Origin of the sequence: Polaribacter haliotis (assembly GCF_014784055.1) — a bacterium.
GTDB classification, from domain to species: Bacteria; Bacteroidota; Bacteroidia; order Flavobacteriales; family Flavobacteriaceae; genus Polaribacter; species Polaribacter haliotis.
In genome coordinates, this window is record NZ_CP061813.1 from 304,704 (window position 1) to 326,441 (window position 21,738).

Annotated in this window: 13 protein-coding genes; 5 read left to right on the forward strand and 8 right to left on the reverse strand. The window is 28.3% G+C overall.

Features of this window, described 5'->3' with window-relative positions; translation table 11 throughout:
• Positions 1–166 precede the first annotated feature (166 nt).
• The 5 genes from H9I45_RS00995 to H9I45_RS01015 all read right to left on the reverse strand — a co-directional run bounded on the left by H9I45_RS00995 (position 167) and on the right by H9I45_RS01015 (position 7,599).
• Positions 167–1,942: an AMP-dependent synthetase/ligase gene (locus H9I45_RS00995; protein ID WP_088355032.1), complete on the reverse strand. Its 1,776-nt coding sequence runs from the start codon at positions 1,940–1,942 to the stop codon at positions 167–169.
• A 73-nt stretch (positions 1,943–2,015) separates the two neighbouring features.
• Positions 2,016–3,779 (reverse strand): AMP-dependent synthetase/ligase, encoded by a 1,764-nt coding sequence (locus H9I45_RS01000; protein WP_088355031.1) that lies wholly within the window; start codon positions 3,777–3,779, stop codon positions 2,016–2,018.
• 270 nt (positions 3,780–4,049) lie between these two features.
• Positions 4,050–4,844, reverse strand: coding sequence for a pentapeptide repeat-containing protein (locus H9I45_RS01005; protein WP_088355030.1), 795 nt, complete (start codon positions 4,842–4,844; stop codon positions 4,050–4,052).
• Positions 4,845–4,905: 61 nt separating this feature from the next.
• Positions 4,906–6,228 carry a sensor histidine kinase gene (locus H9I45_RS01010; protein WP_088355029.1) on the reverse strand — a complete coding sequence of 441 codons (1,323 nt, stop codon included), beginning with the start codon at positions 6,226–6,228 and terminating at the stop codon, positions 4,906–4,908.
• Entirely contained in the window at positions 6,229–7,599 is a 1,371-nt protein-coding gene (locus tag H9I45_RS01015; RefSeq protein ID WP_088355028.1) for a sigma-54-dependent transcriptional regulator, read from the reverse strand.
• Between the two features lie 161 nt (positions 7,600–7,760).
• Here H9I45_RS01015 and H9I45_RS01020 point away from each other — a divergent pair, with 161 nt between their 5' ends.
• The 5 genes from H9I45_RS01020 to H9I45_RS01040 all read left to right on the forward strand — a co-directional run bounded on the left by H9I45_RS01020 (position 7,761) and on the right by H9I45_RS01040 (position 15,546).
• Positions 7,761–9,005 carry an efflux RND transporter periplasmic adaptor subunit gene (locus H9I45_RS01020; RefSeq protein ID WP_140422772.1) on the forward strand — a complete coding sequence of 415 codons (1,245 nt, stop codon included), beginning with the start codon at positions 7,761–7,763 and terminating at the stop codon, positions 9,003–9,005.
• A gap of 64 nt (positions 9,006–9,069) precedes the next feature.
• Entirely contained in the window at positions 9,070–9,771 is a 702-nt protein-coding gene (locus tag H9I45_RS01025) for an ABC transporter ATP-binding protein (RefSeq protein ID WP_088355026.1), read from the forward strand.
• Between the two features lie 111 nt (positions 9,772–9,882).
• Entirely contained in the window at positions 9,883–12,300 is a 2,418-nt protein-coding gene (locus H9I45_RS01030; protein WP_140422771.1) for an ABC transporter permease, read from the forward strand.
• 2 nt (positions 12,301–12,302) lie between these two features.
• On the forward strand, positions 12,303–14,717 hold the full coding sequence (locus H9I45_RS01035) for an ABC transporter permease (protein ID WP_088355024.1): 2,415 nt from the start codon (positions 12,303–12,305) through the stop codon (positions 14,715–14,717).
• Positions 14,718–14,799: 82 nt separating this feature from the next.
• Complete coding sequence (locus tag H9I45_RS01040) at positions 14,800–15,546, forward strand: head GIN domain-containing protein (protein WP_088355023.1); 747 nt, start codon at positions 14,800–14,802, stop codon at positions 15,544–15,546.
• Positions 15,547–15,777: 231 nt separating this feature from the next.
• Here the strand turns inward: H9I45_RS01040 and H9I45_RS01045 are convergent, their stop codons facing one another.
• The 3 genes from H9I45_RS01045 to purL all read right to left on the reverse strand — a co-directional run bounded on the left by H9I45_RS01045 (position 15,778) and on the right by purL (position 21,733).
• Complete coding sequence (locus tag H9I45_RS01045) at positions 15,778–16,587, reverse strand: helix-turn-helix domain-containing protein (protein ID WP_088355022.1); 810 nt, start codon at positions 16,585–16,587, stop codon at positions 15,778–15,780.
• A gap of 148 nt (positions 16,588–16,735) precedes the next feature.
• Positions 16,736–17,968 carry a threonine/serine exporter family protein gene (locus tag H9I45_RS01050; RefSeq protein WP_088355021.1) on the reverse strand — a complete coding sequence of 411 codons (1,233 nt, stop codon included), beginning with the start codon at positions 17,966–17,968 and terminating at the stop codon, positions 16,736–16,738.
• A gap of 93 nt (positions 17,969–18,061) precedes the next feature.
• Positions 18,062–21,733: a phosphoribosylformylglycinamidine synthase gene (gene purL, locus H9I45_RS01055; RefSeq protein WP_088355020.1), complete on the reverse strand. Its 3,672-nt coding sequence runs from the start codon at positions 21,731–21,733 to the stop codon at positions 18,062–18,064.
• Positions 21,734–21,738 lie beyond the last annotated feature (5 nt).

Here is a 21,738-nt window from a genome sequence, read left to right on the forward strand (position 1 = left end):
AACAAACTTAAATTTATGTTAATAGTTAAATGAACTCTTTTGCAATAAAAGTGAACTCTTTAACATTTTTTATTAATTGAAGTTTTAATATTCTAAAACGATTATTTAGTGCTTATATAATTACTAATAAGTAAAAAAAAAACCGAGTAAAAACTCGGTTTAAATATTAATCTCTATAAATTTTATCGTATAATTTTTGATAGATTTTTAAGATAATAGCACGTTTCATTTTCATTGTTGGTGTTAAATGGCCACCATCAATAGACCAAACATCTGGCGTTAATTCGAAACGCTTAATTTGTTCCCATTTTCCAAAGTTAATATTACATTCATCAACTTCTTCTTGAATGCGTTTAATTATAATGTCAGAATTTATTATCTCTTCATTCGTTTTACCAATAGAAAGTCCTTTTTTATCTATCCAATCTTTTATAAAATCGAAGTTTGGTTGAATAATTGCTGCTGGCATTTTTTCATTTTCTCCAACAACCATCACTTGTTCTATAAACAAAGATTGTTTTAACTCGCCTTCTAATAATGGTGGAATTACATATTTTCCTCCAGAAGTTTTAAACATTTCTTTTGTTCTTCCTGTAATTTTTAAAAAACCATCTGCATCAAATTCTCCTTTATCTCCAGAATAGAAATAACCATTCTTTAAAACTTCTGCAGTTTTTTCAGGATCTTTATAATAACCCATCATTACATTTGGTCCTTTTATTAAAATTTCTCCTGTTTCTGCAATTTTAACTTCTACACCACTTATTACTTTACCAACTGTTCCTGGTTTAAAACCTCCATTTCTAACATCGTTTACTGTAGTTACTGGAGATGTTTCAGTTAAGCCATAACCTTCCATAATTGGCATATTTGCAGCAGCAAATACTCTTGTTAACCTTGTTTGCAAAGCGGCACTTCCAGAAACCATTAATTTTAATTCTCCTCCAAGAGCAGCTTGCCATTTCGAAAAGATAAGCTTTCTAGCAAGACCTAATTGTTTTTCATACCACCAACCATTTTCTCCATAAGGTTTGTATTTTAAACCTAAATTTACTGCCCAAAAGAATAATCCTTTTTTAATTCCTGATAAAGATTCTCCTTTTAAAATAATTTTATCGTAAATTTTTTCGTACAAACGTGGCACAGCTGTCATAACGTTTGGTTTTATTTCTTGTGCATTTTCGGTTAGTTTTTCAATAGATTCTGCAAAATAAACAGAAACACCACAATATTGATATAGATACAATATCATTCTTTCGAATATATGGCAGATTGGTAAAAAACTCAATCCTCTATCTTTTCCATAATCTAAAGGAACTCTTTCAAAAGAGCTTAAAACATTAGTAACCACGTTTTTGTGAGTTAACATAACACCTTTTGGTCTTCCTGTCGTTCCAGAAGTATAAATTAGAGTTGCTAAATCTTCCGGCTTTACGTTATTTTTTCTATCTTCAAGAATCTCTTGATTGCTAGTATCTTCTCCAGATTTTAAAATTTCTTTCCAGCTTTGTTCCCCAGCAATGTCATCAAAAGTAAAAACACCTTTTAAATGTGTATTTCCTTTTATAGCATTTAGTTTTTCTAATACATCTACATCAGAAACAAAACAATATATAGCTTCTGAATGATTTAAAACATACTCGTAATCTTCTTTACAAATTGTTGGGTAAATAGGTACATTTTGTGCGCCAGTTTGTAAAACACCAATATCACAAATATTCCATTCGGTTCTATTGGTTGATGAAATTACTGCAATTTTATCATTTGGTTTTACGCCTAAATTAATTAGTCCTCTACTAATTTTATTGGCTTGATCTATATATTCTTGTGTAGATGTACTTACCCAATTACCACTTGTTTTAGAGGTAAATGCTTTTTTTAAATTGTAGGTTTCTAATTGATAATAAGGAAAATCAAATAATCTCGTAATTTCTATTGCCATAAGTTATATTTTCTGCAATGCAAAATAGGGAAATTCCCTTAATATGACAAATAGAAAATTAAATGCTTTTTTATTAAGAATTATATATTTTTTTATGCAAATTTTTATATTTTTCTTTAATAACTTTTCTTTTCATTTTCATTGTAGGAGTTAAATGACCATCTTCAATTGTCCATTCATCTGGTGTAATTTCGAACTTTTTAATTTGTTCCCATTTGCCAAACTTTTTATTATAAAAATCTATTTCTTTTTGAATCCTCTTTATCAGTTTTTTATTTGAAGTAATATTTTTAATTGTATGATTTTTTCTTTTTGCCCATTCGTAAACGAAATCAAAATGAATTTGAATAATGGCAGCAGGCATTTTTTCTCCTTCACCAATTACCATAATTTGTTCTATAAATCTCGATTTTTTAAATTCACTTTCTAAAGCTGAAGGAGCAATGTATTTTCCACCAGAAGTTTTAAATATTTCTTTTTTTCGATCTGTAATTGTTAAAAAACCATTTTTATCAATAGATCCAATATCACCAGTATGTAAATAACCATTAACAATGGTTTTATTGGTCATTTCTTCGTTTTTGTAATAACCTAACATCACATTTTTTCCTTTCATTAAAATTTCTCCATCAATAGCAGTTTTAATTTCTACCCCTTCTAAAGGTTTACCAACAGAACCTATTTTTAATCCGTTATTTCTAACATCATTTACAGTTCCTGCAGGCGAAGACTCTGTCATTCCATAACCTTCATAAACAGGAATTTCTGCAGCTGTAAAAACTCTAATTAATCTATCTTGTAAAGGCGCGCTTCCAGAAATCATAAATTTTAATTCTCCACCTAAAGCTTGTCTCCATTTAGAGAAAATTAGTTTATTTGCTATTTTTAATTTGAAATGATACCATGCTCCGTTTTTATAATAAGGTTCATATTTTTCTCCTAATTCTAATGCCCAAAAAAATAATTGTTTTTTAATTCCTTTTAATTCACTTCCTTTATCTACAATTTTATCGAAAATTTTTTCTAATAATCTTGGTACAACTGCTAAATACCCTGGTTTTACTTCTCTAATATTATCGCCTATTTTCTCTATGCTTTCTGCAAAATAAACTTCATTTCCAAGATATAAGTTAAGATAAGAAGCTGTTCTTTCATATATATGACAAACTGGTAGGTAGCTTAAAATACGATTATTAACGTTATTTAAATCGAAAGCTTTCACAGTTGCAAAAACTGTAAAAACAATATTTTCATGACTTAACATAACTCCTTTTGGAGTACCTGTTGTACCAGAGGTGTAAATAATTGTTGCTAAATTATTTGGTTTAATGTTTTGTTTTCTTTCTTCTATTTCTTTTTGATAATTTTCTTTTTCGCCTAATTCTAAAAACGAATTCCAACTATAATTTTTGGTTGATTCTTCCAAAGAAAAGATTCCTTTTAATTTTGTTTTTGGGAGTATAGATTTTACCTTCTTGTACAAATAATCATTAGATACAAAACAATAAGTTGCATCTGAATGATCTAAAATATAGGCATAATCTTTTTCTGAAAGTGTTGCATATAAAGGAACATTTTGGGCGCCAGTTTGTAGAATTCCAATATCTAAAATATGCCAATTTGGGTTATTATTCTCTGTAATTACCGCAATTTTATCATTTGGTTGTACACCTAAACTTATTAACGAACTACTTACTTTATTGGCTAAATTGATATATTCTTTTGTTGAAATACTTTTCCAAAGAGCACTTTCTTTATAATTGAAACATTTTTCTAAAGGATTATTTTCTTTTTGATAATAAGGAAAGTCGAAAAGGCGAGAAATTGTAATACCCATAAAAAATTATTTAACGACAAGATAAGAAAAGATTTTTTTAAGATAAAAAGGTTAGCAAATAGCTAACCTTTTAGGAGAATCAATTTTTTAAAAAAAATGATTCGGGGGAATAAAATATGTAAAATGATTGAGATGATTACTTTTTAAACAAAAAACTAGCTTTCTTTAGAAAAGAAAGCTAGTAATATCTGGTGAGTTAGCCCCTAATCCAACTTTCCCATTATTGTGCAATTTAATAATAACTTTTATTTTGTATATAGGTATAAATACCTATTTTTTATCAATTAAATATTTTCCGAAACTTTTTCCATTTATTTTAGTGTACTTAGAATCAATGTCATAAGCTACATCCATTCCAGAGATATTAAAATCTCCAGAAACTTTCATATACTTTATATTTAAATCTTCTTCGAATTTTGTGTTAACAAAAGAAACTCCGTTTTTAAATTGTGTATACTTAAAAGTTGCAGAATCTTTAAAAACTGAATTCGAAAAACTAACCTTTGTGTTAAAATTAGTGTATTTAAAAGTGGCTATTTCATCGAAAACAGTATTTTCGAAACTAATATCTTGGTCGAATTTTGCATATTTAAAAGTGGTGTCGTCATCAAAAGTACTTCCAGAAAAATCTGCATCTCTTTCGAAACGAGAATATTTAAACATTGCTTTTCTTTCGAAATTACAATTCTTAAAAATGGCAATATCTTCGAAACTTGCAGTAAAAGTGTAACCAGAATCTTCATCTGGTATGTATGCTAAAACATCATCTCTAAATGTGCAATTAGTAAATGAAATTTTTACATCAATCAATTTTTTAATTTCGTTGCTAGAGTTTCCAGAACCCCAATTAAACCAACTATTCTTCTTTTTTCTAGGCAATTTTTCCAAAGCTTCATCCATATAAGTGAAATCTAATGTACCAACAATAGTTACATTATTATAGGAAATCGATTTTCCGTTTTTAATATCTTTCATAATATCTGAAGCTTCTACAGTTTTTTGTGCAAAACTTATAGTTGCTGATAAAAAAAGACAAATACCTAAAAGTGTAAATTTATTTTTCATTTTATTTGAGTTTTAAAGTGTTTTCTTAAAAGACCACTCAAAAGTTAAAATGTGACAGTTTTTATAAAATAAATGTAATTATAAACACTGTTTTTCCATTTTTAGAGTTAAAATGAATACTTCCTTTATGTGCTTCAACAATACTTTTCGTAAGTGTCAAACCAATTCCAGAACCATTTTTACGAGTTGTAAAATATGGTACAAAAATATTTTCTTTTATTTCATTAGAAATACCAATTCCATTATCGGAAATTTCTAAATGTAGGCGATTATTTTCTTCTGTAACTTGAATTTCAATTTCTGGATGTTCAGTTTCTGTAAGTGCGTACAAACAATTTGATATTAAATTGATGAGAATTTGTTCAATTTGATTTTTATCTGCATTAATTATAAAATTATCACTTGAATTAAAAATTAAGTTGATTTTCTTTGCTAAAAACTCTTGTTTATAGAGTTCTAATGTATTTTGAATAGTTTCCGTTAAACTAATTTCTTTCTTATTTGGCAAAGGCAATTCTGCTAATTTTCGATACGTATCTACAAAAGAAGTTAAATGTAAAGAGCGTCTTTTAATAATACTTAAACCTTGTGAAAGTTCATCAATAGTATCTTCGTCTGTATTTTCTTCTTGTAATAAAGAATGTAAATTTTCCGCTAAACTACTAATAGGAGTAATGGTGTTTATAATTTCGTGCGACATTACATTCATTAATTTATACCAAGCTTCTTTCTCTTTTTTGTCTATTAATTGCTGAATTGTTTCTAAAGAAACTACCAAATATTCAAACTCATTGGTTTGTGTTACTGCAGTTTTTAGGAAGAAATTTTCTTTATCGTCATTTATTTTTAAAGAAATGGTGTTTCTAATTTCCTTCCAATCTTTAATAAAATTGGTTAATTCGCCTATTTTGGTTTGGAGTAAATTCCAATTATAAAACTTCGGGATTTTTAAAAAGTTAGCAAATGCTTTATTGATTTGAAAAATGGATATTTCTCCATTCACGTCTTTTTTTAGAATTAAAATTCCAATTCCTAAACTTTCAATAATATTCGTAAAAATAAGTTGTTCCGATGTTTTTGATAAACTTTGTTTTCTGTGTTTTTCTAATAATAATGCTGTTTTATTATGCAAAGGATTCTTTCTTTTTTCAGCAGAAATCGTGTTAGAATAATCATCAAACAATAAACAATCTATCGATTTTTCGATATCTGTAAATAGTTTTTTTAGATATTCTGTAAAAAGGAAAAACTGAAATATAAGCAACAAAGAGAAACCAATTGTATTAACAATAAACCCTTTTTTAAAGCTAAAAACGATTATTACTCCATTAATAATCAATAAAATTAATCGAATTACAATCTGAATATATTGTGGTTTTCCCATTTATAATTGATGTTTCTCTAATCTTCTGTACAAAGCAGCTCTTGTTAAGCCCAAATCTTTTGCAGCTTTAGAAATATTGCCTTGGTGTTTTGTAATTGCTTGCTGAATTAATACTTTTTCAGTTTCTTCTAAATTTAAACTTTCGCCTAAATTTACGTCAATTTTCTTTGCTGAAAAATGCAAGTCAGAAACTTCAATCTCATCATTATCTGTTATTATTACAGCACGTTCTACAATATGTTCTATTTCTCTAATATTTCCTGGCCAATGGTATTTTTCCATTGCTTTTAATGCTTCCGAAGTAAAATTGGTTATTTTCTTTCGATATTTCTGTGTTAATTTTTCAAGAAAATGTGTTGCTAACAACTTTATATCATTTGTTCTTTCACGAAGTGGAGGCAAGTTCAATTCAATGGTATTTATTCTGAATAATAAATCTTGACGAAATGTTTCTTCTTCCACCATTTTATGAATTGGCGCATTTGTAGCACAAATAATTCTGGCATCAATTTCCGTTTCTTTTCCTTCTCCTAAACGTGTCACTTTCCGATTCTGAATAACAGTTAATAATTTAGATTGTAAATGGAGTGGTAAATTTCCAATTTCATCCAAGAAAATAGTTCCACCTTTTGCCAATTCGAATCTCCCTAAAGTATCTTTATGCGCATCTGTAAAGGCTCCTTTAACGTAACCAAACAATTCACTTTCGAATAAATTTTCATTTAAAGAACCTAAATCTACGTGAATAAAAGGATAATTTTTTCTGTTCGATTGTAAATGAATTTCTTTAGCAAACACATATTTTCCTGTTCCATTTTCACCTAAAATTAAAACATTGGCATCTGTTGGCGCTACTTTTTTAACCAAATTCATGGCAGATTGCATTGCTGTAGAATTTCCAATAATATGTTCCGTTTTTTGGTGAAACTCTTTGTCTTGGTGTTCTTGAATGGTTTCTAATTGGGTATTTTTTCTTTTAGAACGAGATAATTCTACACCCGCATTTACAGAAGTGTAGAGTTTTTCTGTTGTCCAAGGTTTTAAGATAAAATCGGTTGCCCCTTTTTTAATGGCATCTACTGCTAAATTTACGCTTCCAAAAGCAGTCATTAGAAGAATGGTAGTTTCTGGGCTAATTTCTTTAATGTTTTTTAGCCAATACAAACCTTCTTTTCCATCTTCGAAACCAATTCTATAATTCATATCTAACAATACAACATCTATTGTGTTCTTCGTTAAATGCGAATTTATATTTTGTGGATTATTTTCAGTAATTATTTTTGAAAAGTATTTTTTCAAGCTAATTCTGGCCGAAAACAGAATATCATCATCATCATCTACAATTAAAATGGTTGCTTCTTTTTTTCTCATAGTACATAATTAGTGTTTTGTTTGAATATGAACAAAAATATGTCCGTTTTTGAACACTCTTAATTTTTGGTAAATTCATATACTATTGAAAATCAATGTTTTAAAATTTATTTTTCGTTGGCATATTTGTGGCATATCAATTACCAAACGAAATAGAATTTATGGATACTCAAATAAAACCTAAAAATAAAAAAACTAAAAAAATGCTCTTATGGGGAATTCCTGCTGTTATTTTAATGGCAGTAATTTTAATGAATGCTACCAGAAAAAAGCAAGTCAATCTTAAAAAAGATACCATTAGTATTCGTGAAGTTACCAAAGGAGATTTCGAAGATGTTATTTTATTTAATAGTACAGTAGAACCTAAAACTTCTGTTTTGGTGAATGTAATTCAAGGTGGTTCTGTTTCAGAAATTTTTGTGGAAAGTGGACAAATCATTAAAAAAGGGACGCCACTTTTAAAGGTGTATAACCCAAATGCAGAATTGAATTATCTAACGCAAGAAACTGCAATGGTGGAGCAAATTAACAACTTAAGAAACTTACGTGTGAATATTAAAAATCAGCAATTAAGTTTAGACCAACAATTATTAAGTATCGATAATGATTTTAGAAATGCAGACAGACAATATAAATTAGATTCTACTTTGTATAAAAAAGAGGTGATTGCAAAAAACGATTATCAGAAAACACAACAAGAATATTCTTTTCAAAAAGAGAGAAGTGGTGTGATTAAAAAGAGTGTTTTCAACGAGAAAAAAAGTAGAGATAATCAATTAGCAAGAATAAATACTTCTTTATCAAACATGGAAAAGAGTTTGGAATTATTATACAAAAACAAAGAGAATTTTGTGGTAAAAGCGCCTGTAGATGGTTTGTTGTCTTCATTTAATCCTATTTTAGGAGAAAGCTACAATCAAGGGCAACCAATTGGAAAAATGGATGTTTTAGACGGTTATAAATTAGTGGCAAAGGTTGATGAATATTACAATTCTAAATTACAAGAAGGTATTTCTGGAACTGTTGCCTTAAACTCAAAAAACTACGAAGTAAAATTATCGAAAGTGTTTTCAGAAATTGTTGGAGGACAATTTAAATTAGAATTAAATTTTAAACAAGATTCCCTTTCAAACGACGTAAAAAGAGGAATGTCTTTAAAAACAAAAGTATTTTTATCAAGCAAAACTGAAGCTTTATTATTAAGTAAAGGTTTGTTTTATCAAAGTACAAATGGTGCTTGGGTTTTTGTGTTAAATTCTGATAATAAAGCAGTAAAAAGAAATATTAAAATAGGAAGAGAAAATCCTTTTTATTATGAAGTTTTAGAAGGATTGCAAGTAGGAGATAAGGTAATTACATCGAGTTACGATGATTATAAAGATGTTGAAGAGATTAATATTGAGTAGACAGTCTTCAGTTGGCAGTCGCAGTTTTCAATAATAAATAAAATAAAATTTAAAAATATATATAATGATTAAAATAACAGATTTAGTAAAGGTTTACAGAACAGAAGAAGTAGAAACTACAGCTTTAAATAAGTTGAGTTTAGAAGTTAAAAAAGGTGAATTTGTTTCTATAATGGGAGCTTCAGGTTGTGGGAAATCTACACTTTTAAATATCATTGGTTTGTTAGATGCTCCAAATAATGGAAGCTATCTTTTTGATGGAACAGAAGTGGCAACTTTCAACGAAAAACAAAGAGCAGGTTTACGTAAAGCAAATATTGGTTTTGTGTTTCAGAACTTTAATTTAATTGATGAATTAACGGTTTATGAAAATGTGGAACTACCATTAATTTACAATAAAGTAAAAGCATCCGAAAGAAAAGAACGCGTTACAGAAATTTTAGAAAGAATTGGCATTGCACACAGAGCAAAACATTTTCCACTACAATTATCTGGTGGACAACAACAAAGAGTTGCAGTTGCAAGGGCTTTGGTAACTAACCCAAAATTGATTTTAGCAGATGAGCCAACAGGAAATTTAGACAGTAAAAGTGGAAATGATGTCATGGAATTATTAACAGAATTACACGCAACTGGTGCAACAATTATTATGGTAACGCATTCAGCGTACGATGCACAATTTTCATCAAGAATTGTAACCTTAAAAGACGGAGAAATTATTTCTGAAAAAACAAATGAACATAAAGTAGATGTTTTAGTTGAATAAAGTCACTAAAGACAAAGTCTTAAAATTCAATTATAATTATGATTTCTGTGAAACTTATGCTCAAGTTGATTGGGTAACAGAAATCTAAATTCATCAAAAAAAACAGAATTTATGTTACAAATATGGTTTAAAATATTCTTTAGAAATAGCAAGAAAAACTGGCTAAATACATTGATAAATATCAGTGGATTAACTTTGGGTTTGGCTGGTTTATTAATCATTTTATTATATCTAAATGAAGAAAAAAGTTACAATCAATGGAACCCAAATAAAGAAGATGTCTATAGAGTAAACCTAAAAAAACCAAAATCTGGTGAAGTTTGGATAACTGCAAATGCTGGGATGTATTTAACGTATCCTAAAGAAATACCAGAAGTTACAGAGTCTTTAATGGTAAAGCCATTTTACAGAAGTAGAGTAATTCAATATAAAGATGTTTTTGAATTTACAGACAAAACAATACTTACAGAACCACAGTTTTTTAATTTTTTTCCATTCAAAATTTTAGAAGGTTCCACAGAAAACTTTGCGAAAACCAGAGATAATATTGCAATATCAAAAGAATATTCTGAAAGAATTTTTAAAGGTGAAAAAGCAGTTGGCAATTTAGTTAAAATCGACAATAAAGATTTTTTGGTAACCTGTGTTTATGAAATTCCTAAAAACTCTCACCAAGAACCTCATTTATTAATTCAGTTTTCTGAAGAATTTGAAGTGAATTGGGGAAACCATAATAACGAAGTTTTTTGTAGGGTTGCAAAAGGAACAGATTTAGCTGTTTTAAAGCAAAAAATGGATAAAATTATTAATAACGTTCATAAAATTGCTGCTGAAGAAAACGGAATTACTGTTGAAGAATTTGACGAACGTTATGGAATACCAACTGTTCTTTTAGATAAATTAGATACAATGTATTTGCACAATACAGCAAAAAGAGCTGGGCCAAGTGGAACAGGGAATTACCAATTATTAATGGTTTTGTTAGGTTTGTCCATCCTGTTAATTGTTATTTCTTGTGTCAATTTTATAAACTTATCTGTAGCCTCTGCAAGTCAACGAGCGAAAGAAGTTGGTGTGAAGAAAACATTAGGTTTATCAAAAAAACAACTGCTTTTTCAATATGTATTTGAGATTGTTTTGCAAGGGTTAATCTCGTTTGTTTTAGCATTGGTAATTGTAGAATTGGCTTTGCCATTTTTTAATCAATTTGTTGGTAAAGAAATTTCGATTTTGCATACCAATTCTTTGGTAACATTATTTGTTACTTCAATTTTAATATCATTTTTTGTTGGAAGTATTCCAGCTTTGTATTTATCCAATTTTAAAGCGATTGAAGTTTTAAAAGGAAGTATTTCTAAAAGTAAAAAAGGAAATTTAGCAAGAAATATGATGCTTGGGGTTCAATTTTTAATATCAGGTTTTTTTATTATTAGTATGTTAATTGTTGGGAGTCAAGTAAATTATATGATGGAAAAAGACTTGGGTTTTGACAAAGAACATGTGTTATCTGTTGCATTTTATAATAAAGTAGATAAATATAAAAAATACCAGTTAACAAGAGAGATTTTAAGTCAAAACAAAAACATTAGTGGTGTTACTGCAAGTATGTTTGTGCCTGGTTATGGTTTTACAAATGGTACAGATTTAAGACATAAAATAAATGATGTTAGTTTTAATTCTGCTTCTAATTTGATAGATTTTAATTATATAGATTTTGCAGGAATTACAGTTTTAAAAGGACGAAATTTTTCAAAAAATATTGCTTCAGATACAATTAATAAAGTTTTAATAAACGAAACTGCAGCCAAACAGTTAGGTATTTTTAAGAATCCTATTGGAGAAATTGTTAATGTTGGATGGCAAGAAGATAATGCTTTAGGTTTGGAAGTCATAGGAATGATAAAAGATTATCATTTTGACGGTTTTGATAAAGAAATAACACCAATGTTTTTAGGTATTTGGAATACTTTTGATTTTGCTAAAAATTGGATTTCAATGATTCAGTTTAAAATAAAAGGAAATAATATTGAGAAAACAATTGCAGAAATTGAAAGTTTTTGGAAACAGAATATAGATGCCAAATATCCTTTTAATTACGAGTTTATAGATGCCAAATTTGCAGAATCGTATGAGAAATATCAAAAGCAACAAACCATGTTTCTAATATTATCAGTATTAGTGATTTTAATTTCACTTTTAGGTCTATTTGCTTTGGCAACCTTAACAATTCAGCAACGTTTAAAAGAAGTTGCCATTAGAAAAACATTGGGAGCATCCGTAAAAGAAATTATGTTTCAGTTATTAAAAAACTTCTTGAAAGTAGTGGTTATTTCTTCAATAATATTAATTCCGATTGCATATTATTTTATGGAAAACTGGTTAGAAAACTTTGTGTACAGAGTAGAAATGCCAATATTACCTTATGTATTAACTCCAATTATATTAATTGTTTTAGTCTTTGTAGTTGTTGGTTTAAAAGCTTACAACGCAACAAAAATCGATTTAATTAAATATTTAAAATTCGAATAATTATGTTTAAAACGTGGTTTAAAATATTTTATAGAAATAGCAAAAAGAATTGGTTAAATATTGTTGTAAATATTGCAGGTTTAACTGTTGGTTTTGCAGGTTTGTTAATTGTGCTTTTATATTTTAATGACGAGCAAAGTTATAATGCGAGTAATAAAAATGTAAATGAAATTTATAGAGCAATTCATAAAATGTCTGATGGAGAAATTTGGGCAAGTAGCACAAATGTAGAAGGTGTAAAATATAAAGAAGATATACCAGAAATAACTGATTATTATTTAAGTAATTCCTGGACAAATAGTTCTGTTGTTAAAATTGATGGGAAACAATTATTTATTGAAGATGTATTAAGAGGGGCATCTAATTTCTTTTCTTTTTTTCCTTTTGAAATTGTTGAAGGTAGTTCAGAAACCTTTACTAAAGCTAAAAATCATATAGCAATATCAGAACAAAAAGCAAAAATTTTATTTGGAAAAAACTCGGCCATTGGTAAAACTGTTGAATTAAATAATAGAAACTTTATTATTACAACTGTTTATAAAATAGAAGGTAAACATTATTTCATGCCAAATATGGTGTTACAGTTTAAAAAAGAACCAGAAGGTCATTGGGGTAATTTTTCAAATAATTTGTTTGTAAAAACAACTAAAGGAGCTGTTTTAGAAACCATTAATAAAAAAGGAAATAATGTTTGGTTTAAATACTCAACTGAACCACAAGCTAAAAATGCTGGTCTTTCTACAGAAGAATTTTTTAAAAAACACGGTACAACTGTAATTTTTGAACCTTTAAAAGATATTCGTTTAAAAACAATTGCAGATGAAGCTGGTCCAGAAGGTAAAGGAAATTATCAATTAATTATAATTATGCTTTCGTTATCTATATTATTAATTATAATTTCTTGTGTTAATTTTATAAACCTGTCTATTGCATCTGCAACCCAAAGAGCAAAAGAAGTAGGGGTAAAGAAAACTTTAGGGCTTTCTAAATTACAATTAATAAGGCAATATGCTTTAGAGATTGTGCTTCAGGGAGTTCTCGCTTTTATTTTATCTTTAGTTGTAGTAGAACTTATTCTACCTTCTTTTAACAATTTTATGAATAAAGAAATCTCCATTTTAAATTTCTCTTTAATTATTAAAGTTGCATTAATTGCATTAATAATTTCAGTTTTTATTGGTTTTATTCCTGCAATTTACCTTTCTAAATTTAATGCTGTAGATGTTTTAAAAGGAAATGTTTCTAGAAGCAAACAAGGTGTTTTTGCAAGAAATATAATGTTAGGAATTCAGTTTTTAATTTCTGGGTTTTTTCTTACAGGCTCATTAATCATTTTTAAGCAAGTAAATTATATGATGAATAAGGATCTTGGTTTTAAAGGCGATCAAGTTATTATGGTGTCTATGAATGAATTTGAAAATAGATTTAAAAAGTATGAGTTAGCTAAAAAGGAGTTAATTAAACACCCTAATATAGAGGTTGTAACAAGTAATTCTTTTACCATTGGTGGTGGAAGTTCTATGTCTACAAATGTAGATTATAAAGAACTTTCTATACAAACACATGCAAATGCTGTAGATTTTAATTATTTAGAAACAATGGAAGTAACTTTATTAAAAGGTAGGTTTTTAGATGAAAATATGGCTTCTGATACTATTTCTAATGTTATTATAAACGAAACATTAGCCAAAGAGCTTAATATTTATGATAATCCTATTGGAAAAAAAATAAGACCAGGTTTTAGTGATGAAACTAAAAAAACGAAAACCTTTGAAGTTGTTGGTATGGTTAAAGACTATCATACATTTGGTTTAGATCGTAAAATAGTACCAACATTTATGTTCCACTGGAATACTGTTGGTTGGGTTAAGAATAATTTTTGGAAAATGCAATTTAAAATAAAACCAAACAATGTATCAGAAACTTTAAAGCATTTAGAAAATTATTGGAAACAAAATGTAGAACAAGGTTATCCCTTTAATGCAGAATTTTTAAACAAACGATTTGCAAGAACATATAAGAAATATCAAAATCAAAAAACATTGTTTTTAATTTTAACATCTATCGTTATTATTATTTCTCTATTAGGTTTGTTTGCTTTGGCCACGTTAACAATTCAACAAAGATTAAAAGAAGTTGCAATTCGTAAAACATTAGGTGCTTCTGTAAAAGAAATTATGTTTCAGTTGATAAAAAGTTTCTTGAAAATTACTTTAATTTCATCTATAATTCTAATTCCAATAGCGTTTTATTTTATGGAAAATTGGCTAGAAGATTTTGTGTATAGAATAGATATGCCAATTCTCCCATTTATAATTACACCAATAATTTTAACAATTTTAGTTTTTGTAGTTGTAGGTTTAAAAGCATTTAATGCAACAAAAATAGACTTGATTAAATATTTAAAATTCGAATAAATATTAAAAACAGTCACACTTTAAAAATAATTGAGTCTTTAAATCGTAAACAACAATTTAAAACGAACTTTAAAATAAAAATATGAAATTCAAATTAACTCTTTTCTTAATGACTTTATTATGTATTAATAATAGTTTAACAGCTCAGAAAACAATAGAACTTAAAGAAAAGTTTGATAAAGTAATTGTAAGTCCACATATAGAAGTAGTTTTTAAAAAAGGGGACAAGGCAAGCATTAAAATTGAAGAAATTAGTGTTCCAATAGAAAAGTTTAATTACGAATTAGAAAAAGGTACACTCCAAGTATATTTAGAAGGAGCAAAAACCTATACTAAAAATAAAAAGGTTGTTATTAGAAACCAAGAAAGAAAAGTCCCATTATATAAAAATAGAGTGGTTAGTTTAATAATTACTTACGCTGATGTATCCATATTTTCTTTAAGAGGAGAAGAAAAAATTACTTTTAATAGTCCATTAATTCAAGATAAATGCGAATTACGTATTTATGGTAAATCTGAAGTAACGATTCCTACTATAGATGTAAATAAATTATATGTCTCTATTTACGGAAATAGTTATCTTAATATAGAAAAAGGAAAGATTCAGAAGCAAAAAATTACTGCTTATGGAGAAAGTAAAGTTATGGCTTCAGAAGTTGAATCGAAAGAAACTAAACTAACTGCTTATGGAAGTGGAACCTTTCAATTAAATGCAACAGAAAGTATAAAAGTAACTTCATATGGAGAAGCAACAGTCTTATATAAAGGAGATGCTAAACTAAAAAAAGGAATTATTATAGGAGAATCTACTATAAAAAAAGTTCAATAAATTTAAATATATATTGAAATTCAAAAATTCTTTATAAAACTAAAAAAGGTCGAAACTTAATTCGACCTTTTTTCTTCTTTTACTAACAAAATTCCTTTGAAGGTTTTGTTTTAAAAATAACCTTTATAATAATTACTTCCAAACTTATTACCCCTAATAAATAGAAGGATGCAATTTAAGGTTAAGCTAATTTAAAGCCTATTTCTCGTAGTTTATTGTAAATAATCGTAATTATGGTTTTTTTAAAGCTTTTTTTATTAGTGTAAATTCATCTTTAAAATAATCTTTAAAAGATTTAGATGTAAATGCTTTAAAATCTTTTGCAAAATGAGATTCATCGTAATAATTATACATATAGATTAAATCTTTTAAATCTATTTTATTGCTTTCATATTGTTTCATTAAATTTTTAAAGCGAAAAATTCTAATGTATTTTGCTGGTGTTAAACCTACCATTTTTTTAAATAGAGTTTCTAAAGTCTTTTGCCCAAAAGGAATTTCATTTAATAATTCATTTACAGATATCATTCCTTCTTTTAAATGAATGGTATGTAAAACCTTATCTATTGCAATTGTATTTTTATTCTCTATTATAGGTATTTCTAATAGTAGTTTTTCTAGTTTTGCGAATAATTTTTTGAAATCATTATTATGATTGATAAAAATATTTTCAAACTTATCAGCAAGATTTTTATCTATTTGGTTAAAAACAGAATATTTATGTGAAAATTTAGATATATCTAAACCCGTTAATTTATGAAGGGCTGTAGGTTTAAAACTTAATCCACAAGCAGAACCAATTTCACTTACATTAAACTTGTAAGACTTGTAGAACTGCCCATTTATAATTAAATTTTTAATTACAGTTTCATTATTATTTAATGAAATTTTTTGACCATTAGAGTAAATATAAGCTATACCTGTATTGCCAAGAGGTATTATAGTTGCATTTAATGGAACTATTTTTTTTGAATATACAATATGATAAAAATCTTCAACTAAATGACTTGTTTTATCTACATTAAAATAAGTTAGTTTCATAGAATGCAATTTCCTTATTCTAAAAATAAATAAAAAAAAATATTAATACCTACTATTTTTTGGTTATCCAATTTTTAGTAATCAAAAACTTTAAATTTCTAACAAAAAGCTTTTAGTACTTATGGTAACTTATTTTTTTAGACAAAAGCTAATTATTTTTAATTTCGATTTTATTTTTTTTAGGACTTCTTTCTCTAAATGTACCAGCAAAAAGTAATCCTCCAATAATACCCATAAGAATGAAAGCAACTTGTTCAAATAAGTTGACAGAACCTGTTGTAGTAGATGGATTAAAAAAGGAGTTACTTAAACCCATAAAAGATTTACTTCCTGGTACAAGCATAACAACTCCTTGAATTAAATATACTGTTTTTGGAGTTTTGGAAATCAATCCAAATAAACGACTCATTGCAACCACAACCAAAGTACCAATAAACGTACTTACTAATATGCCATACCCAGAAAATAATACAGTCATTAAAAATGCAACTACACCTGTTAATACACCAAAAAGCATATCTTTTTTACGAACCTGAAATATTGGTAATAACGTAATCGATAATATAGGAATGGCTAAATAAATAGTCCATTTAGGCATCTCAGACACATGATAAGTTAAGTCAATATTTACCAATGATGTCATTAATGCAATACCAAGTAATACACCAAAAAATTGTTTAAATAATAAGATAATTGCATCAAAAAGTTTTGCGCCACCAGAAACCAAACTTTTAGAAGTTATTTCTTCTAAAGCAGTTGTAATTGCTAATCCTGGAATAAAAATAATAATAGAAGATAATATAGTTAAACCTAAATTAAGGTTTGGAAAAATTAATGTTAGTAAGCAACAGATTATAGTTACAACTAAAGCACTTAAAGATTCGAATACATTTTCTAAATATTTAGACTTTTTGGTTAAAAAAACTAATAGATAAATAAACGCACCTAATATTAAGGAAAATACAAAAGAAACAAGATTAGTACCTATTAATAAACTAAAACAACCTGCAGATAAAGCGTATGCTAAAACTAAATATAAATGATTTATTTCCTGTGTTTTTGCATGTATAATATTCAATTCTTTATGTATAGAATCATTGTTAATTTTAGAATCAATAACCTTATTTGTTAATTCTGCAATTCTAGAATAAGCACCTAAGTTTAAAGAACCTGGTAAAACACATTCAACATAATTATAAGAATTTTCATCTTCATAAAAAACATAGTTTATCCATGTAGGAGAATCCATAAAACTACCCGTAATTCCTTGTTTTTTAGCTACTTCAGTTAAGTATGCTTGTATTTTGTAGGAAGGAATACCATATACGTGTAACGCTTTTCCTAGCGCAACTATAAATTGATATTTTTCAGGAATTTTCATTTGTACTTATTTAAAATTGCTATTTTACTATTTATTTAAACAAAAAAAAGGGCTTTTTAAAAAAGCCCTTTTATAGATACTTCTTATATAATATTACTTTGTTAACCAATTTTTAGCATTTACAAAAGCTTCTAACCAAGGAGAAACTTCATCTTTTCTTCCAGCAGGATAATTTGCCCAATTCCATTGGAATGTAGAACGCTCTATATGAGGCATTGTAACTAAATGACGACCAGTTTTATCTGTCATCATTGCAGTGTTAAAATCAGATCCATTAGGGTTGTTTGGATAGCCTTTATAACCATATTTTGCAACAATGTTATAGTTTTCTTCAGCTTCTGGTAAATTAAATTTTCCTTCTCCATGAGAAATCCAAACTCCTAATTCTGTTCCTGCTAAACTCGATAACATTACAGAATTATTTTCTTGAATTTTTACAGAAGTAAAAGAACTTTCGTGCTTTTTAGAATCGTTATGTACTAATTTTCCATGTACTTTATGTTCTGGATTAATTAAATCTAATTCCATCCATAATTGTGCTCCATTACAAATACCTATTGATAAAGTATCTTCTCTTTTAAAGAAATTCTTTAAAGCTGCTTTTGCTTTTGCATTGTATTTAAATGCTCCAGCCCAACCTTTTGCAGAACCTAAAACATCTGAATTAGAAAAACCTCCAACAGCACCAATAAACTGAATATCTTCTAACGTTTCACGACCAGAAATTAAATCTGTCATGTGAACATCTTTCACATCAAAACCAGCTAAATACATAGCATTTGCCATTTCACGTTCAGAGTTTGAACCTTTTTCTCTTATGATTGCAGCTTTTGGTTTCTTTTTCCCAATTTTTGGAAGCTTTCCAGTAAATTTCTTTGGAAAAGTATATTGTAAAGGCTGTTTTTTATAATTATCAAAACGATCTTTTGCCAAGTCGTTTGCTGTTTGTTTTTGGTCTAATAAGAAAGAAGTTTTATACCAAACATCTCTCATTTCAGCAACATCAAAAGCGAATGTTTCATCGTTATTTTTAATGGTTACTTTTCCAGAATTATTAGCAGTTCCAATATTGAAAGCAACAATTCCTTTTTCTTCTAAAGTTGCTTCTACAGAAGCATCTGCTTGAAAAACGATTCCAGCATTTTCAGAAAATAATAATTTTATTGAGTCTTCTTCATTTAATTCAGAAAGATTAAAATCTGCTCCTAAATTTACATCAGCAAAACACATTTCTAATAAAGTAGTGATAAAACCTCCAGAAGCAATATCATGGCCAGCAACAATTTTATTGTCTTTTATTAATTTTTGAATGGTGTTGAAAACCGTTTTTAAATACCTTGGATTCGTAACATCAGGTGCTTCATTTCCAATTGCATTTAAAGTCTGATTAAAAGAACTTCCACCTAATTTATATTCGTCTTGAGAAATGTTTATATAGTAGATATTTCCACCATCGATTTGTAAAACAGGTTCTACAACTTTAGAAATTTCGTTACAGTTTCCTGCAGCCGAAATAATAACGGTTCCCGGAGAAATTACTTCTCCATCAGGATATTTTTGCTTCATAGAAAGCGAATCTTTTCCTGTTGGTACATTAATTCCTAAATCTATAGAAAACTCTGAAATGGCTTTTACAGCTTTGTACAAACGAGCGTCTTCACCTTCATTTTTACAAGGCCACATCCAGTTTGCAGATAATGAAACACTTTTTAAATTATCTTTTAAAGGCGCCCAAATCATATTTGTTAACGCTTCTGTGATTGAATTTCTACTTCCAGCTTCTGGATGAATTAATCCAGAAATAGGGGAGTGCCCAATTGTGGTTGCAATTCCTTCTTTTCCATTATAATCCAAAGCCATAACACCCACATTATTCAACGGAATTTGTAAAGAACCAACACATTGTTGTTTGGCAACTTTTCCACCCACACATCTATCCACTTTATTTGTCAACCAGTCTTTACAAGCGACAGCTTCTAACTGTAAAACTTGCTTTAAATAGATTTCTAAATTTTTCGTTTTGTAACGTGGATTTTTATAATTTCTGATGACAGTTTTGTCATTCATAACTGTTTTTGGGGAAGAACCAAACATGTCTTCTAAAGCTAAATCCATTGGTTTTTCTCCAGTAGTTTTAGACTCGAAAGTAAACCTGTCATTTCCAGTAACCTCACCAACAGTGTACATTGGAGAACGCTCACGCTCTGCTATTTTTTGTAAAGTATCTATATGTTTTTCAGCAATAACCAATCCCATTCTTTCTTGAGATTCGTTACCAATAATTTCTTTTGCAGATAAAGTTGGGTCTCCAACTGGTAATTTATCTAAATCTATTTTTCCTCCTGTATCTTCAACTAATTCACTCAAACAATTTAAGTGTCCTCCAGCTCCATGATCGTGAATAGAAACAATAAAATTATCTTCGCTTTCTACCATTCCACGAACTGCATTTGCAGCACGTTTTTGCATTTCTGGATTTGATCTTTGAACTGCATTTAACTCAATTCCTGATGCAAATTCTCCAGTATCCGCAGAAGAAACTGCAGCTCCACCCATTCCAATTCTGTAGTTTTCTCCACCCAAAATTACAATTTTATCGCCTTCTTTTGGAGTGTCTTTTAAAGCTTGGTCTGCTTTTCCATAACCAATTCCACCTGCTTGCATTATTACTTTATCGAATCCTAATTTTCTTGGATTCGCATCACTTGAAGAAGAGTTTTCTTCGTGCTCAAAAGTTAAAACAGAACCTGTAATTAAAGGTTGCCCGAATTTGTTTCCAAAATCCGATGCTCCATTAGACGCTTTTATTAAAATATCCATTGGAGTTTGGTACAACCAATCTCTTTCTTTGAATTTGTGTTCCCAATATCTGTTTTCCTCTAATCTTGAATAAGAAGTCATATACACAGCAGTTCCTGCTAAAGGTAAAGAACCTTTTCCTCCAGCCAACCTGTCTCTAATTTCTCCTCCAGAACCAGTTGCAGCTCCATTAAAAGGTTCTACAGTTGTTGGGAAATTGTGTGTTTCTGCTTTTAAAGAAATTACAGATTCATAATCTTCTGTAGTATAAAAATCTGGTTTATCTGCAGTTTTTGGAGCAAATTGCTCCACTTTTGGACCTTTTATAAAAGCAACATTGTCTTTGTATGCAGAAACAATATCGTTCGGATTTTCCTTTGAAGTTTCTTTAATCAACTTAAATAATGATGTTGGCATTTCTTCTCCATCAATTACGAAAGTTCCGTTAAATATTTTATGACGACAATGCTCTGAATTTACTTGGCTAAAACCAAATACTTCAGAATCTGTTAATTTTCTTCCAATTTTTGTAGCAACACTTTCTAAATATTCAACTTCTTCATCACTTAAAGACAAACCTTCTTGTTGGTTATAAGCAGCTATATCTTCAATATTTAAAATTGCTTCTGGTTTAATATCGATGGTAAAAGAATCTTGATTTAAACCATTAAATTTCTCTGAAATCATAGGATCGAAATCTTTGAAATCTTCTGAAACTGCCGTAAATTCTTCAATTCTAATAATATCAGAAATTCCCATATTTTGAGTTATTTCCACAGCATTCGTACTCCAAGGCGTAATCATAGCTGCTCTTGGCCCAACGAAAAAAGTATCTAAAGTTGTTTCTTCTATTTTTGGTTGATTGCCAAAAAGCCAAGTCAATTTATCTATTGTTGTTTTAGCTAATTTTTTTGTGGTTTGAACAGCGAATACTTTACTGCTTGTACTTCCAAAGAAATGAATCATTATTT

Excerpts from the sequence above, each read along its gene's own strand:
- H9I45_RS00995 (WP_088355032.1), bottom strand. The coding sequence starts at position 1,942 with ATGGCAATAGAAATTACGAGATTATTTGATTTTCCTTATTATCAATTA.
- H9I45_RS01000 (WP_088355031.1), bottom strand. The coding sequence starts at position 3,779 with ATGGGTATTACAATTTCTCGCCTTTTCGACTTTCCTTATTATCAAAAA.
- H9I45_RS01005 (WP_088355030.1), bottom strand. The coding sequence starts at position 4,844 with ATGAAAAATAAATTTACACTTTTAGGTATTTGTCTTTTTTTATCAGCA.
- H9I45_RS01010 (WP_088355029.1), bottom strand. The coding sequence starts at position 6,228 with ATGGGAAAACCACAATATATTCAGATTGTAATTCGATTAATTTTATTG.
- H9I45_RS01015 (WP_088355028.1), bottom strand. The coding sequence starts at position 7,599 with ATGAGAAAAAAAGAAGCAACCATTTTAATTGTAGATGATGATGATGAT.
- H9I45_RS01020 (WP_140422772.1), top strand. The coding sequence starts at position 7,761 with ATGGATACTCAAATAAAACCTAAAAATAAAAAAACTAAAAAAATGCTC.
- H9I45_RS01025 (WP_088355026.1), top strand. The coding sequence starts at position 9,070 with ATGATTAAAATAACAGATTTAGTAAAGGTTTACAGAACAGAAGAAGTA.
- H9I45_RS01030 (WP_140422771.1), top strand. The coding sequence starts at position 9,883 with ATGTTACAAATATGGTTTAAAATATTCTTTAGAAATAGCAAGAAAAAC.
- H9I45_RS01035 (WP_088355024.1), top strand. The coding sequence starts at position 12,303 with ATGTTTAAAACGTGGTTTAAAATATTTTATAGAAATAGCAAAAAGAAT.
- H9I45_RS01040 (WP_088355023.1), top strand. The coding sequence starts at position 14,800 with ATGAAATTCAAATTAACTCTTTTCTTAATGACTTTATTATGTATTAAT.
- H9I45_RS01045 (WP_088355022.1), bottom strand. The coding sequence starts at position 16,587 with ATGAAACTAACTTATTTTAATGTAGATAAAACAAGTCATTTAGTTGAA.
- H9I45_RS01050 (WP_088355021.1), bottom strand. The coding sequence starts at position 17,968 with ATGAAAATTCCTGAAAAATATCAATTTATAGTTGCGCTAGGAAAAGCG.
- purL (WP_088355020.1), bottom strand. The coding sequence starts at position 21,733 with ATGATTCATTTCTTTGGAAGTACAAGCAGTAAAGTATTCGCTGTTCAA.